The organism is Pseudomonas sp. RIT-562, assembly GCF_026241895.1.
In the GTDB taxonomy this organism is placed as follows: Bacteria; Pseudomonadota; Gammaproteobacteria; order Pseudomonadales; family Pseudomonadaceae; genus Aquipseudomonas; species Aquipseudomonas mandelii_F.
The window spans coordinates 24383-39364 of the sequence record NZ_JAPJIV010000026.1 but is presented as its reverse complement, the minus strand read 5'-3'; the positions used below and the strand labels follow the sequence as shown (position 1 = coordinate 39364).

The window sequence follows — 14982 nt, the reverse complement described above, 5'->3', positions numbered from 1 at the left end:
TCAGTCATGAGCCAGCACACCCACACGCGTTATCCGTCCTTGACCGGTAAAGTCATCTTGATCAGCGGCGGCGCCTCCGGCATTGGCGCCGCGTTCGTCGAAGCGTTTCACGAGCAGGGCGCGCGCGTTGCTTTCCTGGATCTGGATCAGGTCGGTGGCGAGGCACTTGCTGCCGCGCTTGGCCATGAGCGGGTGGTGTTCCTGCCGTGCAACGTGCGCGATATCCCGGCATTGCAGGCGGCTGTCAGGGCAGTCGAAGCGCAATGGGGCGCGGTCGACGTATTGATCAACAACGCCGCCCGTGACGATCGCCATCCCATGCAGGAAGTCGATGTCGAGTACTGGGATGAACGCATGCAAACCAACCTGCGCCACGCCTTTTTTGCCGCCCAGGCGGTAGCTCCCGGGATGACCCGACGCGGCAGCGGGGTGATCATCAACATGGGCTCGATTTCGTGGATGAGAGGGCGTCCCGGCATGGTCTGCTACACCACGGCCAAGGCTGCGATCAATGGCTTGACCCGCACCCTGGCACGGGAACTCGGCGACAGCGGGATTCGGGTCAACAGCCTGGTGCCAGGTGCAATACGCACGGCCCGTCAGGACGCCATGTGGGCCAGCGACCCTGTAGGGCTGGAATTGGCCAGCCAGAATTTCATCGACCAGCAAATGCTCAAGTTCCGCCTCGACGCCAGCGACTGCGCACGCATGGCGCTGTTTCTTGCGTCTGATGACAGCCGCGGCTGCACGGGGCAAAACTTCGTGGTGGACGCCGGGCTGTCGATTCAGTAAAGGCGACGGTTATCCGTCACAACGCATAACCGCCAGCCTGCACCGCCTGGTTATCCTGCGCTCCCGCTATCAGGTGCAGCGGCATGTGCTGCACCTCCAGGGTGGTCACTTCAAACCCACCCACCACCTGCACCTCTCGCTCCCCCAGGGCGATGATCTCCGCTTCCTTTGCCTTAGCCATTCTCGCGTGGTTCGCTGCGATTTCATTGAGAGTTGACACGATAAGTCTCCCGGTGACTGACCAAGCGTTGCGCTGGCGTCCTTGTGTGTTGATTAAATTGCCGTCGCGTCAGAATTACGTTGTTCTGGGGCAGCTATCGGCGTCCTTTGCAATCCTTGAGCCAGTCAGGGCCGGGAATTTCGGAGGTGATCATCGACCGGATGACCGGTACTCCCACTCGCGTCTCCAAGACAATTTGAGCTTAGGCCAAATTGAGAAATCCCCGGATGAATTTCGTAAAAACGGATCCATAGACGATGCAGTTAAAACTGCCTCTTATATGTCGTTATTTAGGCGCCAATAATAAGTCTTTGTTCATGTAACTAAAAGCAATTGGAATTAGCACAATTCATTCACTCACGTTTTCACAACCTCGGCCATAAATAACAAAGTACCGATGCAGAGCCCTCGGCAAGGATGACTACAACCAAAAAAAATAAAAATTGACGACAAAAAACAGACTCGTCCTCCCTATTAAGTCGGTGAACTATCATGATCAAGATCATGGCCTGCTTTTTAATAGGAGCTGTACTCGCAGGATGCAACGGCATGGTGAAACCCGAATTTTCGGGGGCTGCCAATGACTCTTACTTCACAGTTTTTTCAGGCTTTCCTCTTCCCTATGTGTATATGGCCTCGGCTGTGCAGTGGAATGAGGAGTACGCCGTGACTACCCGCCATACCCCGCTGATAGCCAATGTGCAATACAGTTGCAGCACCGGCTGCGACCTGGTCTTCATCCGCCACAAGGCCAATGGCCGCTATCCCGCCTGGCGTGCGCCGCGGGTCGGCGAAGCCATCACTGCCGTGGGCTCAAGCCCCTACATGGCGACCGCAAGCGGCAAGGGCAAGGTCTATCCGGCGCCTTTTCTCAACACTGACGAGAAGAGCGGCGACCTCTACGCCATCCATGATGCACCCTTGGTCAAGGGCATGTCCGGCGGGCCGGTGATTGGCAACGACGGCCATATTGTCGGGATCAACATGGGCTTTTATTCCACGACCTTGCACGATGTCAGTGGCCATCCCGGAGTAAAAGGCGCCGAGCGCATCAGTGTGTTTATTCCGTACTCGATCATTCAACGCGAATGGCTGTTATTACAGGCTAAACTTGATACGCAGCCGGCAACTCGGTTCGCCGCCAAGTAATAATCCAAGGCCCGGTCTATTGACCGGGCCTGTGCCAGTCTAAAGATCTTTTTTGTATTCCTTGTCCAGATGCCTGTCTCCTGGTGCCGCTCTTTATCCAGGTGAGTGGCTTCGTAATCTATTTCTTCGTCCGGGTGTTTATCGGCTTTATCTATTTGGTCGGCATCGTGGATGTCGCCCTTCAGATTCCGCTTACCCCGTACCGGAACCGAACAGCTGGCGAAACAGGTTAGGCGTGCTGCCGGTCCAGCGCTTGAAGGAGCGCCGGAAATTTGCCGCATCGTTGAAGCTCAGGTAATCGGCCACTTCCTCGTTGCTCAAGCCCTTGATTTGGTACAGGTACAGCGCTACATGCTTGCGCACCAGATCCACCTGCTGCTGAAACCCGGTGTGGTGCTTTTGCAATTTGCGCTTGAGTGTCGCGGGGCTCATGCCGAAGGCTTGCGCGGCCTGTTCCAGGCTGGGCGCGGCGCGCACGTGGGCCTGCAGGTAGCGGTAGAGGCAGTCGACGAAGCTTGCGCTGAAACCCAGATGATCGATTTGCCCCTGGGCTTCCTGGCGTGCGACCTGGCCAACCGTCGCCGAACTGGCGGGCCACGCCTGGGCGAGGTATTCGCGGCGGATGCGCATCAGGTCCAGGGGGCGGTTGAATTGCGTGTCTTCGCCCAGGTGCACCCAGTATTGCTCGACGTAACGCGGCTCGGCGTGGCTGAAACTGCACTCCCAGGGCAGGCGCTGGCCGCTCTGGGCACGGCTCATGGCGACGATCGACGTCATGCTCGCCTCCAGCAGGAAGCGCCATTGCTCGCCAGCACCGCAGCTGTCCAGCCAGTAGAAGTAGGCGTGCTGCTCGTCGAGCACCAGGCGCGGCGCGGCGAGCGGGCTGAGCAACGCCTGTTGTTGTACCAGCGTATCGAGTGCCTGGTGCAGGTTTTGCGCATGCCGCAGGGCGTGGCTGGCGGGGCCGTAGTGACCGGGCAGCAGGCGCTGGCCGAACAGGAAGCTGCTGTCGTCGGCATCGAGCAGGCGCCGGCTGTTGTCGATCAGGGCCAGGAATTGCTGCGGGCTGAGGCGCGTCTGCCCGGCCAGGATGTCTTCGTGGAACAGCCCGGTGCCGCGCAGCAGGCGGTGGCTGTCGATGTCCCGGGACAGCGCCAGATCAATCAGGGTGGCCGGTTGGTAATGCCCGGGAATGAACCGGGAGTCGTTTTCGTACCAGGTGTTTTTCAGGGTCATCGCCGTGCCTCAGGCAGTCTTTGCCAGGGGCTGCTTGGCGCGCGCCAGGGCCAGGTTGAGACGTTTAAGTAAGACGTCCGGCGCCTCGCCCATGGCCATCACCACGGCGGTGCTGGCGGACAGTTGCAAGCGCTCGCCATGCTGCCGGGTTTTGTGCGCCAGGCCATGCACCGCCTGTTGCAGCTCCAGGGCCAACAGCCGTGCCTGGCTTTCCCCGGTATTGGGCAACAGCACGACAAAACGGTCGCCGGCCAACCGGCACAGCAGGTCCTGGCGGCGCAGGTTGAGCAGCAGTAAGTGGCTGATGGCTTGCAACACCGCATCGCCTTCGGCATGCCCGAACGCCTGGTTGATTGCGGCGAAATTATCCAGGTCCACGGCCATCAATGACAGCGGCTGCTCCTGGGTGAGACTTTGCGCCAGGCTGGCAGTCAGCTGGCGCTTGAGATAATCGGCGCCGCCCAGGGGCGTGAGCTTGTCGAACAGGCGGTGCTCGCGGAACAGTTTCTCGCGCTTCTCCATTTGCGCGCTGATCGCCAGTTGCTCGCGATGCCAATGATAGATGCCGATGGTCAACAGGATCATGCCGACCGGCATCGGCCCGGATTCCAGCCAGTGATCCCAGGTGATGCTGTCGGGCAGGCGGATGAATTCGTCGAGGCTGTCGATCCACCAGGAGAAAAAGATGCAGCTAAGGCCCAGGGCCAGGTAGTTGGTCACGCGGCCAGCGGGGCGACTCTTGAGCACCAGCCCCAACCATACCAACGCCAGTAACGCCGAGCCGCCCTCGCCGATGATGTCCAGCCACACCCACTCGCTGAGGCTTTTCAGCTCGCCGCAAGCCAGGTGCAGGATCAGTCCGAGGTTGGCCGCAACCAGGAGCAGGGCGAGTTTCCAGCGATGGGGTTTGAGCACAGAGAACATGGCCGCGATCCTTTGGCGAATGGCAATGCGCGTCAGCAGAGCAGATGTTTGTGACAGGCGAGTGACGCAGGGCAGGGGTCGAATCAGCTCAGGGTAATGCACTGCTTTTCTACTAAAAATCCGTTGCGGGACGCTGCATCGAACGTTCCCACGGGTCATTTCAGCTCATTTGCCCCCGCCAACCTGGGCAAATCCACGTTTTAGAGCGTTTCGCGCCAAGCCTGTCACAGAACCGTCATCCCCCAACCCTAGCTTGCCCTCCCAGTTGCCGGGCCTCTTGCCCGGCGTCAACGGACTCTTGGGGGAGGACATTCATGTACAAGCGCCGCAGCACCACAGGCTTGCTCGGTTTCACGCTCACCGCCCTGGCCATGGCGATCGCCAGCGAACGGTTGAGTGCCGCCGAATCAGCGACCGCCACTGAACACGTGCAGGTGGTAGGGCAGGCGGCGAGCATCGATCAGGCGCTCAAGGAGCAGCGCAGCGCCGATAGCATCAAGAGCGTGGTGCACGCCGACGGCATGGCTCAACTCCCTGACGAAAACGTCGCCGAAGCGGTGCAGCGCCTGCCTGGGGTCAGCGTCGAGCGGGACCAGGGCGAAGGCCGGTTTGTCAGCGTGCGCGGCCTGGGGCCGGACCTCAACAGCGTGACCATCAACGGCACGCTGGTGCCCTCGCCGGAAAGCGAGCGCCGTGCCGTGGCCCTCGACGTGTTGCCCTCTGAACTGGTGCAGTCGTTGTCGGTGATCAAGACCCTGACCCCGGACATGGACGCTAACTCCCTGGGCGGCACGGTCGATGTGCAAAGCCTCTCGGCCTTCGATCACCAGGGGCTGTTCTATACCGGCAGCACTGAAGCGAGCTACGACAAGAACACCCACCAGACCAGCCCGAAATTCTCCGGCGCCGCCAGTAACCGCTTCAGTCTTGGCGACGGCATCGACAACTTCGGCGTCGCTGCGGCATTGAGCTGGCAGAAGCGCGATTTCGGTTCGGACAACGTCGAAACCGGCGGTGCCTGGGATTTCGAGCAAGGCGCCAGGCTGCAGGAATTCGAGCAACGGGACTACGACATCAGTCGCGAGCGCACCGGCGGTGGACTCAATTTCGATTACAAGCCTGACGACCTCAGCAGCTATTACCTGCGCACGCTCTACAGCCGCTACAAGGACAGCGAAACGCGCAATTCCACGGCGTTTGAATTCGCCGATCCGCTGGCGGCTGGCGAGACCGGCGATAGCGAAGGTGCGCGCAAACTCAAGCAACGCGAAGAAACCCAGGAAATCCAGTCCTACGTGCTCGGCGGTGAGCGCCTGTTCGGCCTCTGGACCCTCAGCGGGCAGGCCGGTTACAGCCGCTCCAGCGAAGACAGCCCGGGCCACATTGCCAACGCGGCGTTCAATGGCATCGATGACTTTGCCGACAGCGGCTTCTACGACAATGACAAGCCACGCCCGATCATCGGCCAGGGTTTTTACGACCCGGGCAATTTCAGCCTGGACAAGGTCGATTGGGAGAAGCAGCGCACCACCGACACTGAAAAGAATCTGCGCCTGGACCTGGCCCGGGATTACGACTTCAAGGGTTATGCGTCACAGGTCAAATTCGGCGGCAAGGTCAGCCGCCGCAACAAGGACAACGACCTCGACGCCTGGGTCTATGAGGACTTCGATGACCTGGGCTTCAACGACCAGCAGCTCAACCTGACGCAGTTCCAGAAAGGCTCCGTCGACTACCGCCTGGGCCGGTTCGGGCCGGGCATCAGTGGCAGCGCGATCAAGAATCTGATCGGGGGGCTTGATCGCGACGATTTCTACGACGAGACGGAGTCGCGGGTCAACGACTTCAAGATCAGCGAGGACATCAACGCCGGCTACCTGATGAACACCATCGACATCGACGACTGGCGTTTCATTGCCGGCATGCGCTACGAAGGCACCGAGTTTGAGGCCAAGGGTACCGGCGCCACCGATGGCGAATTCCAGGCCACCGACACCAAGCGTCGTTATCACCACTGGCTGCCAGGCCTGCATGCGCGTTACCAGCTGGACAAGAACACCCAGGTTCGCGCGGCCTGGACCAAGTCGGTGGTACGTCCGACTTTTGGCCAGCTGGCACCGGGGTTTGTCATCGACGATGACGAAGCCACTTTCGGCAACCCGGACCTCAAGCCATTGGAGTCGAGCAACCTCGACCTCGGCATCGAGCACTTCATGGGCCGCGCCGGCACCGTCTCGGCCTTCGTGTTCTACAAGGACATCCAGAACTTCGTCTACAACACCGACCTCGCCGGCACCGGTGCCTGGGTCGATTTCGCCGAGGCGCACACCTTCGCCAATGGCGACAGCGCCAAGCTTTACGGCCTGGAGCTGGCCTACTCGCAGAAATTCGACTGGTTGCCTGCGCCGTGGAACGGCCTGCTGATCGGTGCCAACACCACCTTCAGCCGCTCCGACGCCGAGATCAAGGGCTTCGACGCCAGCACCGGCACCAATAGCAAACGCAGCATCGATCTGCCCAGCCAGTCGGACACCGTCGGCAACCTGATGGTGGGCTGGGAGGACGACAAGCTGAGCCTGCGCCTGTCGGCCAACTACAAATCCGATTACCTCTATGAGCTGGCGTCGATCAACGACAAGGACCACGACCTGCACGTCGACGCCCAGACCTTCGTCGACTTCAGTGCGCGCTACTCGCTAACCAAAGACCTGCAAGTGAGCTTCGAGGCGCAGAACCTCACGGACGAGTCGTACTTCGTCTACACCGGGCACCGCGCCTACAACGGCCAGTACGAAGAGTACGGCCCGACCTTCAAGCTCGGCCTGACTTTCACCCACTTCTAAGCCCGGCATGGCAGCCGCGGCTGCCGACCGGTTGCACGCACGACAAGGAATTTGCCTGTTCATGAGCATTTTGTTTTCACCCACCCGTTGCCTGCTCGCCGCATTGATCAGCCTGAGCGCCAGCCAGGCCATGGCCGCCGCAGTCAACCTGACACTCACGCCCTGGGCGCCGAACCTCAAGGTCGACGCTGTGGCTTACCTGCCGACCGGCGCCGGACGCCTGGCCGCCAGCCAGCGCGATGGCTTGCTGTTGCTCGACCCCAAGGGCGCGGAACTGGCGCGCCTGCCGGGCTCGTTCAGTGGCGTGGACAGCCGTACCCTGGGGGCTCAGGTGCTGGTGGCGAGCCTCGACACTGCACGGCAGCAGGCGATGCTGGTCAGCCTTGATGCGGAGAAACGCAGCTGGGGCCAGCCGGTCTATCTGCCGACGCGCGATTACCCGGTAAACGGTGTGTGCCTGTACCGCGATGAGGCCAGCAACCTGTTCCTGTTCCTGGTCGGCGAGGAGGGCAAGGGCGAGCAGTGGCTGGTCGGCACCGACGCTCATCTCGAAGCCCAGCCGCAACGGGTGCGCGGCCTGCCGCTGCCACCTTCGGCAACGGACTGCCGGGTCGACGATGGCGCCCAGCAGTTGGTGGTCAACGAGGAGAACGTCGGCTGGTGGGCTTATCCGGCACATCCCGAAGCCGACGTGACCCGCGTACCGATCGCCCTGCGCGAGCCTTTCGGCGAGATCAAGCACAGCGCTGGCGCCATGGCCCTGATACCCGGAGGCGTAGTGGCTTTGGACTCGAAAGCCGCGCAATTGCACCTCTATCAGCAGCAGGGCGAGCGCTGGCTGGCCAAGGCCAATCTTCCGTTGGCCGGGCTGAAGGAGCCGGAAAACCTCGCTGTGCGCGCCACCGCCAAGGGGCTAGAGGTACTGCTGCGTGACGATGACGATGGTCGTCTGTATCAGGGCGAGCTCGATTGGCAAGCGACGCCGGTCGCCACGCCTGCGGTTTTGCCAACGGTGCCGGCCCACAGCCAGACTGCTCCAGTGGCGCGGCAAGGGGATGCCGCCGACGATCCGGCGATCTGGATTCATCCGCAGCAAGCCGAGCTGAGTCGGGTGCTCGGCACCAACAAAAAACAGGGCCTGCTGGCGTACGACCTGCAGGGAAAATTGCTCCAGGAGCTGCCGGTCGGGCGCCTGAATAACGTTGATGTGCGGCCCAACTTCAAGCTGGGCCAGCAGAACGTCGACCTCGCCGTAGCGAGCAATCGCGATCACAACAGCCTCAGCCTCTTCAGCATCGATCGCCAAAGCGGCGAGCTGCGTGAAGCCGGGGAAATCGCCACGCCGCTCAAGGAAATCTACGGCATCTGCTTGTTCCAGCCGGCCAGCGGTGAACTGTATGCCATCGCCAACGGCAAGGACGGCACCTTCATGCAATACCGCCTGAGCGCCCCGCACGGCACGGTCCAGGGCGAGCTGGTGCGCCAGTTCAAGGTCGCCAGCCAGCCCGAAGGCTGCGTGGCCGATGATCAGCGCCAGCGGCTGTTCCTCGGTGAAGAAGATGTCGGCGTGTGGGCGGTGGATGCCCGGGCCGACCAACCGGCGACCCTCAGCAGCGTGATCAAGGTGGGGCCGCAATTGCACGCCGATGTCGAAGGGCTGGCGCTGTATCAAAGTGCGGGCAACGACTACCTGGTGATCTCCAGCCAAGGCAACGACAGCTACCTGGTGCTCGATGCCCAGCCGCCATTCGCAGCGCGTGGCGCCTTTCGGGTTGGCTTGAATGCCGCCCTCGGTATCGATGGCGCTTCGGAAACCGATGGCCTCGAAGTCACTTCCGTCAACCTTGGCGGGGCCTGGAGCGAGGGCATGCTGGTGGTGCAGGACGGCCGCAAACGCATGCCCGAGCAAGCCCAGAATTTCAAGTTCGTGCCCTGGGCCGAGGTGACCAAGGCCCTCAAGTTGCCCTGATCCGTCATCACCCTGTCATCTGACTTTCATCGAATAGCTCAACGGCCGTCGCGCATCGGCGGCCCGCGAGCCCCGGACAAGGAGTTTCACCATGCACGCCACACTCGAACACATGACGATCTGGGGACTGATCAGCGACGCGAGTCTGCTGGTCAAGGCGGTCATGCTTATCCTGCTGCTGGCCTCGTTGCTCAGCTGGTACCTGATCATTCTGCGCGGCAGCGTGCTGAAGCGGCGTGAACGCCAGCTCAACGGTTTCATGCAACGCTTTCGCGGCACGCCGGACTTGGTGGCGCTCTACCGCGAGACGGCGAAAAACACCGACAGTGAAGGCGGCGTCGAGCCGATTTTCCAGGCCGGCCTGCAGGAGTTCAATCACCTCAACCAGCACTCGGGCAATGGCGCGGATGTGGTCCTCGAAGGCGTGGAACGGGCGCTGTATGTCGCCATCAGCGAACAGGAAGTGCGCCTGGAAAAAGGCCTGCAGTTCCTCGCCACGGTCGGCTCGGTGAGCCCGTATATCGGCCTGTTCGGTACCGTGTGGGGGATCATGAATTCCTTCCTCGGATTGTCCCAGGTGCAGCAGGCAACCTTGTCCACCGTGGCCCCGGGCATCGCCGAAGCGTTGATTGCCACGGCCATCGGCCTGTTTGCGGCGATACCCGCAGTGATCGCCTACAACCGTTTTTCCTCGCGCAGCCAGACCTTGCTGACGCGCTACTACGCCTTCGGCAACGAACTGCAAGTGCGCCTGCACCGCAAGCTGCACGGCGCGCCGATCAACTTGGCCGCTGCCGCCTGAAAGGAGAGTGACAATGTTGGTCAGACCGCAACGCAAACACGGACCCAAGGCCGAGATGAACGTGGTGCCGTATATCGATGTGATGCTGGTGTTGCTGGTGATCTTCATGGTCACCGCGCCCATGCTCACCCAGGGAGTGAAAATCGAGCTGCCCAAGGTCGCCAGCGAAGCACTGGCCAATGACAGCCGCCAACAGATCCTCACGCTGTCGGTGAAGGCCGAGGGCGGTTACTACTGGAACCTTGGCGGCGAGCTCGACACCCGCCACCAGACCGACAGTGCCGTGACCCTCGAAGACATGCAGGCCAAGGTCGCGCAGGTAGTCGCCGAGCGCAGCGACACCCAGGTCTACATCCGCGCCGACAAGGACGCCGGCTACGGCAGCGTGGTTGCGGCGATGGCGGCGTTGCAACAGGGTGGCGTGAGTAACCTGGGGCTGGTGACCGAGGCCCCGCAATGACGGCGATGACCTTGCACAGTCCGTACGTGGCCGCCGCGCCTGTGGACCGCAGCGGTATCTGGCGCAATGGCCTGGCCGCAAGCCTCGCCGTGGGGCTGCATGTGATCGTGCTGGCGCTGCTGGTGCGCGGCTGGGTGGTCGAGAGTCCGCCGGTGGAGCAGCCTGCGGTTTTGCGCACCCAACTGGTGATCCTCGCGCCGACGCCCGAAGCACCAGCGCCCCAGGCTCCGGCGCCGGAGCCGCCGCCTGCAATGGCTCAACCTGAACCGGTGGTCGCGGCCCCGGTTCCGGCCCCGCTTCCGGTCAAGCCTGCGATTGATCCGCAAGTTCAAGCGCAGAAACTGCAGCAGGCCGCCCTGGCGCGCAAACGGGTTGAAGAGAACAAGCGCGACCTCGAAGCGCAGCAACAGCGTGAGCGCCTGGAGTCGCAAAACCGTGCTCGCGAAGCCGAACAGCAGCGCCTCGTCCAGCAGCAGGCCGAACAGGCGCGCCTGAGTGCCGAACGCGCTCGTCAACAAGCGGCCCAGGCGGCTGTCGACAGTCGCCAGTACCTGCCGTTGAGCAAGGAGGCGCCGGACTATCCGCAACGTGCGCTGGACAAGAATCTGCAGGGCGATTGCACGGTGGAGTACACGGTCAACCCGCAAGGCAAGGTCGAGAACCCGAAAGTGCTGGATGGCTGTCACCCGATGTTCATGCGGCCTTCGCTGGCTGCGGCCGAGACCTTTCGTTATCAGCCGCGGATGATCGATGGCCGGGCGGTGTCGGTGCCGGCGGTGCGCAATACATTTCACTATCGAATCAAGTAGTTCTCGTTATTCTAAAAAGGCATAGATAGATAATTATATATTCCTTTTCATGTTGGTCCGCGCAGTGCACTTTGGGGGCCTGCACATGTGTGCCAACCAACAAGACTCAGACAGGAAGCCTTAACATGACCATCAAAGCGATCAACGTGCGCAACCAATTCAAAGGCGTTATCAAGGAAATCGTCCAGGGCGAAGTGGTCTCCGAAATTGACGTGCAGACCGCCTCCGGGATTGTGACCTCGGTGATTACCACTCGCTCGGTGCGGGACCTGGAGTTGCGGGTTGGGAGTGAGGTGATTGCCTTTGTTAAATCCACCGAGGTATCGATTGCCAAGCTTTGATGAGGGCTCCCGCGGCCCAAATATCTACCTGCTAAATACCTGCCTGTTAAATACCTACCTGTTGGCGGTGAAGCTACCCCCTGTTGGAGGTGAAATTGTGGGAGCAAAGCTTGCTCGCGATGGCGCTATTCCTGTCGACATCATTGTTGAATAGGAGTCTGTCATCGCGAGCAAGCTTTGCTCCCACAAGGTGCCGCCAATCAGCCGATCAGCCGATCACTGCTCCTTTTCGCAATTCACCATCCACGCGACCCCAAACCGGTCCTGCAACATGCCAAACCGCGCCGCCCAGAATGTCGCTTCCAGCGGCATCTGCACGTTGCCATCTTCAGCCAATGCATTGAACACCCGCTCGGCCTCGGCAATGCTGTCGACGTTCAGCGATATCGAGCACCCGGCCATGTCATCGGTGGGGCGATCGGGGGTGGTGTCCGAGCCCATGATGGCCTGGTCGCCTACCGATAGCCGGGTGTGGATGATCAGGTTGTGCAGGTCCGCTGGGACGTGTTCGCGGGCGGGACTTTCACCGAAGGTCATCATCACGTCGAGGCTGCCTTGCAGTGCCTGGGCGTAGAACGTGAAAGCGGCTTTGCAGTCGCCGTTGAAGATGAGATAGGGATTGATTTTCATGGTTCAGCTCCCGGTCATTGAAGAGATTGACCCGGGTAGCAAAGCGCTAAATCGCGGCGATTGCCGAGGTTTTTTTAGATGTTTTTTCTATGGAAGAAGCCAGGCTTATTGCCTCGTTCGAGCGACGCGGGGTCAGCAGTCGTTCGATGGCGCCACTGACCATGTTCTCCAGCAGCTCTTCGCGTTCGTTTTCTTCCAGCGGGTGGTGGGTCAACCAGCTGGGCGCGCTGTTGAGCAGCGAGGCGATGGCATGCCCGGCGGCGAGCAGCCCCTGCTCGCTGAAGCGCGAGCGCACCCCGAGCAGCTTCAACAGTTTGCGCTCGTACTGCTCGCGCAAATGCCGCACTCGCGCCTGCTGTTCCTCGTTCAGGCAACCGCTGTCGCGCTCCACCAGGCGGAAATGCCAGGGCATGTCTTCGTGCAGATTCAGGTGGGCGCGAATCAGGCTGGCGAGTCGCTCGCGCTTGGCCGGAGCCTTGTGTTCGATGCGGCCCAACGTTGCCAGCAGTTCTTCGTAAAACTCCTCGATCAGGTCGAGGAGCAAGTGCTGCTTGCTCGGATAGTGGTGATACAGCGAGCCTGGGGCGAGCCCCAGGCAGGTGGCGAGTTCACGCATGCCGACCTGGCCGAAACCCTTGCTGGCGAACAGCTCCAGCACCTTGTCCCGGTATTCGGCAAAACGTGAACAACGCTCAGGCATAGGCATGGAAGCCACGCCCCGATTTACGTCCCAGGTAGCCGGCGGCGACCATTTCCTTGAGCAGTGGAGCGGGGCGGTATTTGCTGTCGTTGAAGCCATCGTAGAAGGCTTCGAGAATCGCCAGCACGGTGTCCAGGCCAATCAGGTCAGCCAATGCCAGCGGGCCGATCGGTTGGTTGCAGCCCAGGCGCATCCCGGCGTCGATGTCTTCGACACTGGCCAGGCCTTCCTGGAACACCAGGATGGCTTCGTTGATCATTGGCACCAGAATCCGGTTCACCACAAAACCCGGACGGTTGCCGGCGGTGATCGCGGTCTTGCCCAGGGTGGTCGCCATCTCCAGTGCCAGGGCGTGGGTCGCGTCGCTGGTTTGCAGGCCGCGGATCACTTCGATCAAGCCCATCACCGGCACCGGGTTGAAGAAGTGCAGGCCGATGAACCGCTCGGGCTGGCTGACACTGGCCGCCAGTTGGGTGATGGACAGCGACGAAGTGTTGGAGGCGATCACGCATTCGCTGCCCACTTGCGCGGCGATCTGTTGCAGCACGCGCAATTTCAGATCGAGATTTTCCGTGGCCGCCTCGATCACCAGCTGCACGGCCTGCAGGCTGCTGTAGTCGGTGCTGGTGCTGATCCGGGCGAGGGTTGCCTGCTTTTGCGTTTCGCTCAGCGTGTCCTTGGCCACTTGCCGGTCGAGGTTCTTGCTCACCGTGGCGAGGGCCTTTTGCAGCGCGCTCTCGCTGATGTCCAGCAGGATCACGTTGAAACCAGCCTGGGCACACACCTGGGCGATGCCATTGCCCATGGTGCCCGCGCCGATCACGCCAATATTTTGCAGATCCATGTTCCAGTCCTTGCGCTCAAAACCGTGCGATACCTTGGCCGCCGATGCAGCCAAAAGCGTACTATTGGCCGCGAGTCTAGAGCGGGCAGGGCGGTTGTCCTATGCCGCAACTGTTCAACGCAACTGGCGTTTTTTGCCATTCGAATTTCGGGGAGTTAAGCGTTCACATGCGGGAAAAGGATTCGGTCGCCGCCTACTTTGTGCAAGCCATGGTTCAGGAGCTGGGCGCCGATCCATTGCGCCGGGCGGCATTGCTGCAACAGGCCGGCATCGACCCGGTGCTGATTGACCAGCCCACGGCGCGAGTGCCTGCCAGCGCGTTCGCCGCGCTGTGGCTGATGCTGATCCGTGAGCTCGACGACGAGTTTTTCCTGCTCGACTCCCATGGCATGCCGCCGGGTGCGTTTGCCCTGATCTGCCGGGCGTTGATCCAGGAACCCGACCTGCACAAGGCGATGCGCCAGTGCCTGGCCAACTTCGGCCTGTTCCTGCGCGACTTTCGCGGCACGCTCACCGTGCGCGGCAAACGTGCGGTGATCAGCCTGGACTCCCAGGCGAAAAACCCCGATGTCAGCCGGTTCGGCGAAGAGACCTTCATGGTGCTGATGATCAGCCTGCTGTGCTGGCTGGGCGGGCGGCGCATCCCGATCGACCGCGCCGACTTTCGCCATGCGCGAGTGGCCTTGAGCGATGACCGTCTGCTCTGGGGCCCGAACCTGACGCTCGGCGCCGAGCGTACCGAGATCGAGTTCGCCAGCCATTATCTGCGCCTGCCCGTGGTCCAGGACCTGGCATCGCTGAAGGTATTCCTGCGCACTGCGCCGCAGTGGCTGGTGATCCGCTTTCGCAACCAGCATGGCTTGGCTTCGCAGGTCCACCAGCGCTTGCGCAACAGCCCGTACAGCGACTGGCCAACATTGCAGGCGTTCGCCCTGGAGCAGCACCTGAGCCCCAGCACCTTTCGCCGCAAACTCGAGCGTGAAGGCTGTTCGTACCAGGAAATCAAGGACGAAGTACGCCGCGGCGTGGCATTCGAGCAGCTCCGCGAGAGCCGTGCGAGCATCGGCGACATTGCCGAGCGCCTGGGTTTCCAGGAGCCAAGCGCGTTCCATCGGGCGTTCAAGAAGTGGACCGGGGAAAGTCCGGGCAAATATCGGGCGCGCTTCCAGGGCGGCTCGGTGAAAGGTCTGACGGACGTTTCTGATTAAGCACAGGCCCGATGTTTTCCTGCGTTCGGGCCTGTACAGTCCTGGTGCCTGCCCC

At 61.4% G+C, this 14982-nt stretch carries 15 protein-coding genes; 9 read left to right on the top strand and 6 right to left on the bottom strand.

Annotation, left to right across the window (positions count from 1 at the left end):
• Positions 1 to 6 precede the first annotated feature (6 nt).
• The gene (locus ORL50_RS24885) at positions 7 to 792 is read left to right on the top strand and encodes a sulfoquinovose 1-dehydrogenase (RefSeq protein WP_266018918.1); all 786 of its coding nucleotides are present in this window, start codon (positions 7 to 9) and stop codon (positions 790 to 792) included.
• A gap of 16 nt (positions 793 to 808) precedes the next feature.
• On the opposite strand, the gene ORL50_RS24880 is transcribed toward ORL50_RS24885, so the two are convergent.
• Positions 809 to 1012: a hypothetical protein gene (locus ORL50_RS24880; RefSeq protein ID WP_266018917.1), complete on the bottom strand. Its 204-nt coding sequence runs from the start codon at positions 1010 to 1012 to the stop codon at positions 809 to 811.
• A gap of 549 nt (positions 1013 to 1561) precedes the next feature.
• Between ORL50_RS24880 and ORL50_RS24875 the strand changes: the two genes are divergently transcribed.
• Complete coding sequence (locus tag ORL50_RS24875; RefSeq protein ID WP_266018989.1) at positions 1562 to 2161, top strand: S1 family serine peptidase; 600 nt, start codon at positions 1562 to 1564, stop codon at positions 2159 to 2161.
• Positions 2162 to 2353: 192 nt separating this feature from the next.
• Here the strand turns inward: ORL50_RS24875 and ORL50_RS24870 are convergent, their stop codons facing one another.
• Together ORL50_RS24870 and ORL50_RS24865 are read right to left on the bottom strand one after the other, a co-directional pair.
• Entirely contained in the window at positions 2354 to 3397 is a 1044-nt protein-coding gene (locus ORL50_RS24870) for an AraC family transcriptional regulator (RefSeq protein WP_266018916.1), read from the bottom strand.
• Between the two features lie 9 nt (positions 3398 to 3406).
• Positions 3407 to 4321, bottom strand: a complete 915-nt coding sequence (locus ORL50_RS24865) for a GGDEF domain-containing protein (protein ID WP_266018915.1) — start codon at positions 4319 to 4321, stop codon at positions 3407 to 3409.
• Positions 4322 to 4635: 314 nt separating this feature from the next.
• Between ORL50_RS24865 and ORL50_RS24860 the strand changes: the two genes are divergently transcribed.
• The 6 genes from ORL50_RS24860 (at position 4636) to ORL50_RS24835 (ending at position 11545) form a co-directional block, all read left to right on the top strand.
• The gene (locus ORL50_RS24860; protein ID WP_266018913.1) at positions 4636 to 7164 is read left to right on the top strand and encodes a TonB-dependent receptor; all 2529 of its coding nucleotides are present in this window, start codon (positions 4636 to 4638) and stop codon (positions 7162 to 7164) included.
• 61 nt (positions 7165 to 7225) lie between these two features.
• Positions 7226 to 9133 carry a phytase gene (locus ORL50_RS24855; RefSeq protein ID WP_266018912.1) on the top strand — a complete coding sequence of 636 codons (1908 nt, stop codon included), beginning with the start codon at positions 7226 to 7228 and terminating at the stop codon, positions 9131 to 9133.
• A gap of 91 nt (positions 9134 to 9224) precedes the next feature.
• A complete protein-coding gene (gene tolQ / locus ORL50_RS24850; RefSeq protein WP_266018911.1) occupies positions 9225 to 9935 on the top strand; it encodes a protein TolQ in 711 nt (236 codons plus the stop codon).
• Between the two features lie 13 nt (positions 9936 to 9948).
• Entirely contained in the window at positions 9949 to 10395 is a 447-nt protein-coding gene (gene tolR, locus ORL50_RS24845; protein WP_266018910.1) for a protein TolR, read from the top strand.
• Positions 10392 to 11204 carry an energy transducer TonB gene (locus tag ORL50_RS24840; RefSeq protein ID WP_266018909.1) on the top strand — a complete coding sequence of 271 codons (813 nt, stop codon included), beginning with the start codon at positions 10392 to 10394 and terminating at the stop codon, positions 11202 to 11204. Before tolR ends, ORL50_RS24840 begins: the two co-directional genes overlap by 4 nt.
• Positions 11205 to 11329: 125 nt before the next feature.
• Complete coding sequence (locus ORL50_RS24835) at positions 11330 to 11545, top strand: TOBE domain-containing protein (RefSeq protein WP_045061257.1); 216 nt, start codon at positions 11330 to 11332, stop codon at positions 11543 to 11545.
• Between the two features lie 216 nt (positions 11546 to 11761).
• Here ORL50_RS24835 and ORL50_RS24830 read toward each other — a convergent pair whose 3' ends face one another.
• The 3 genes from ORL50_RS24830 to ORL50_RS24820 are packed head-to-tail and all read right to left on the bottom strand — an operon-like array spanning position 11762 to position 13719.
• Positions 11762 to 12175 (bottom strand): VOC family protein, encoded by a 414-nt coding sequence (locus tag ORL50_RS24830; protein ID WP_266018908.1) that lies wholly within the window; start codon positions 12173 to 12175, stop codon positions 11762 to 11764.
• Between the two features lie 46 nt (positions 12176 to 12221).
• On the bottom strand, positions 12222 to 12881 hold the full coding sequence (locus ORL50_RS24825) for a TetR/AcrR family transcriptional regulator (protein ID WP_266018907.1): 660 nt from the start codon (positions 12879 to 12881) through the stop codon (positions 12222 to 12224).
• Positions 12868 to 13719 (bottom strand): 3-hydroxybutyryl-CoA dehydrogenase, encoded by an 852-nt coding sequence (locus tag ORL50_RS24820; protein ID WP_266018906.1) that lies wholly within the window; start codon positions 13717 to 13719, stop codon positions 12868 to 12870. The genes ORL50_RS24825 and ORL50_RS24820 overlap by 14 nt, the downstream gene beginning before the upstream one ends.
• A gap of 167 nt (positions 13720 to 13886) precedes the next feature.
• On the opposite strand from ORL50_RS24820, the gene ORL50_RS24815 reads away from it, so the two are divergent.
• Positions 13887 to 14927, top strand: coding sequence for an AraC family transcriptional regulator (locus ORL50_RS24815; protein ID WP_266018905.1), 1041 nt, complete (start codon positions 13887 to 13889; stop codon positions 14925 to 14927).
• The last annotated feature ends 55 nt before the right edge of the window (positions 14928 to 14982 follow it).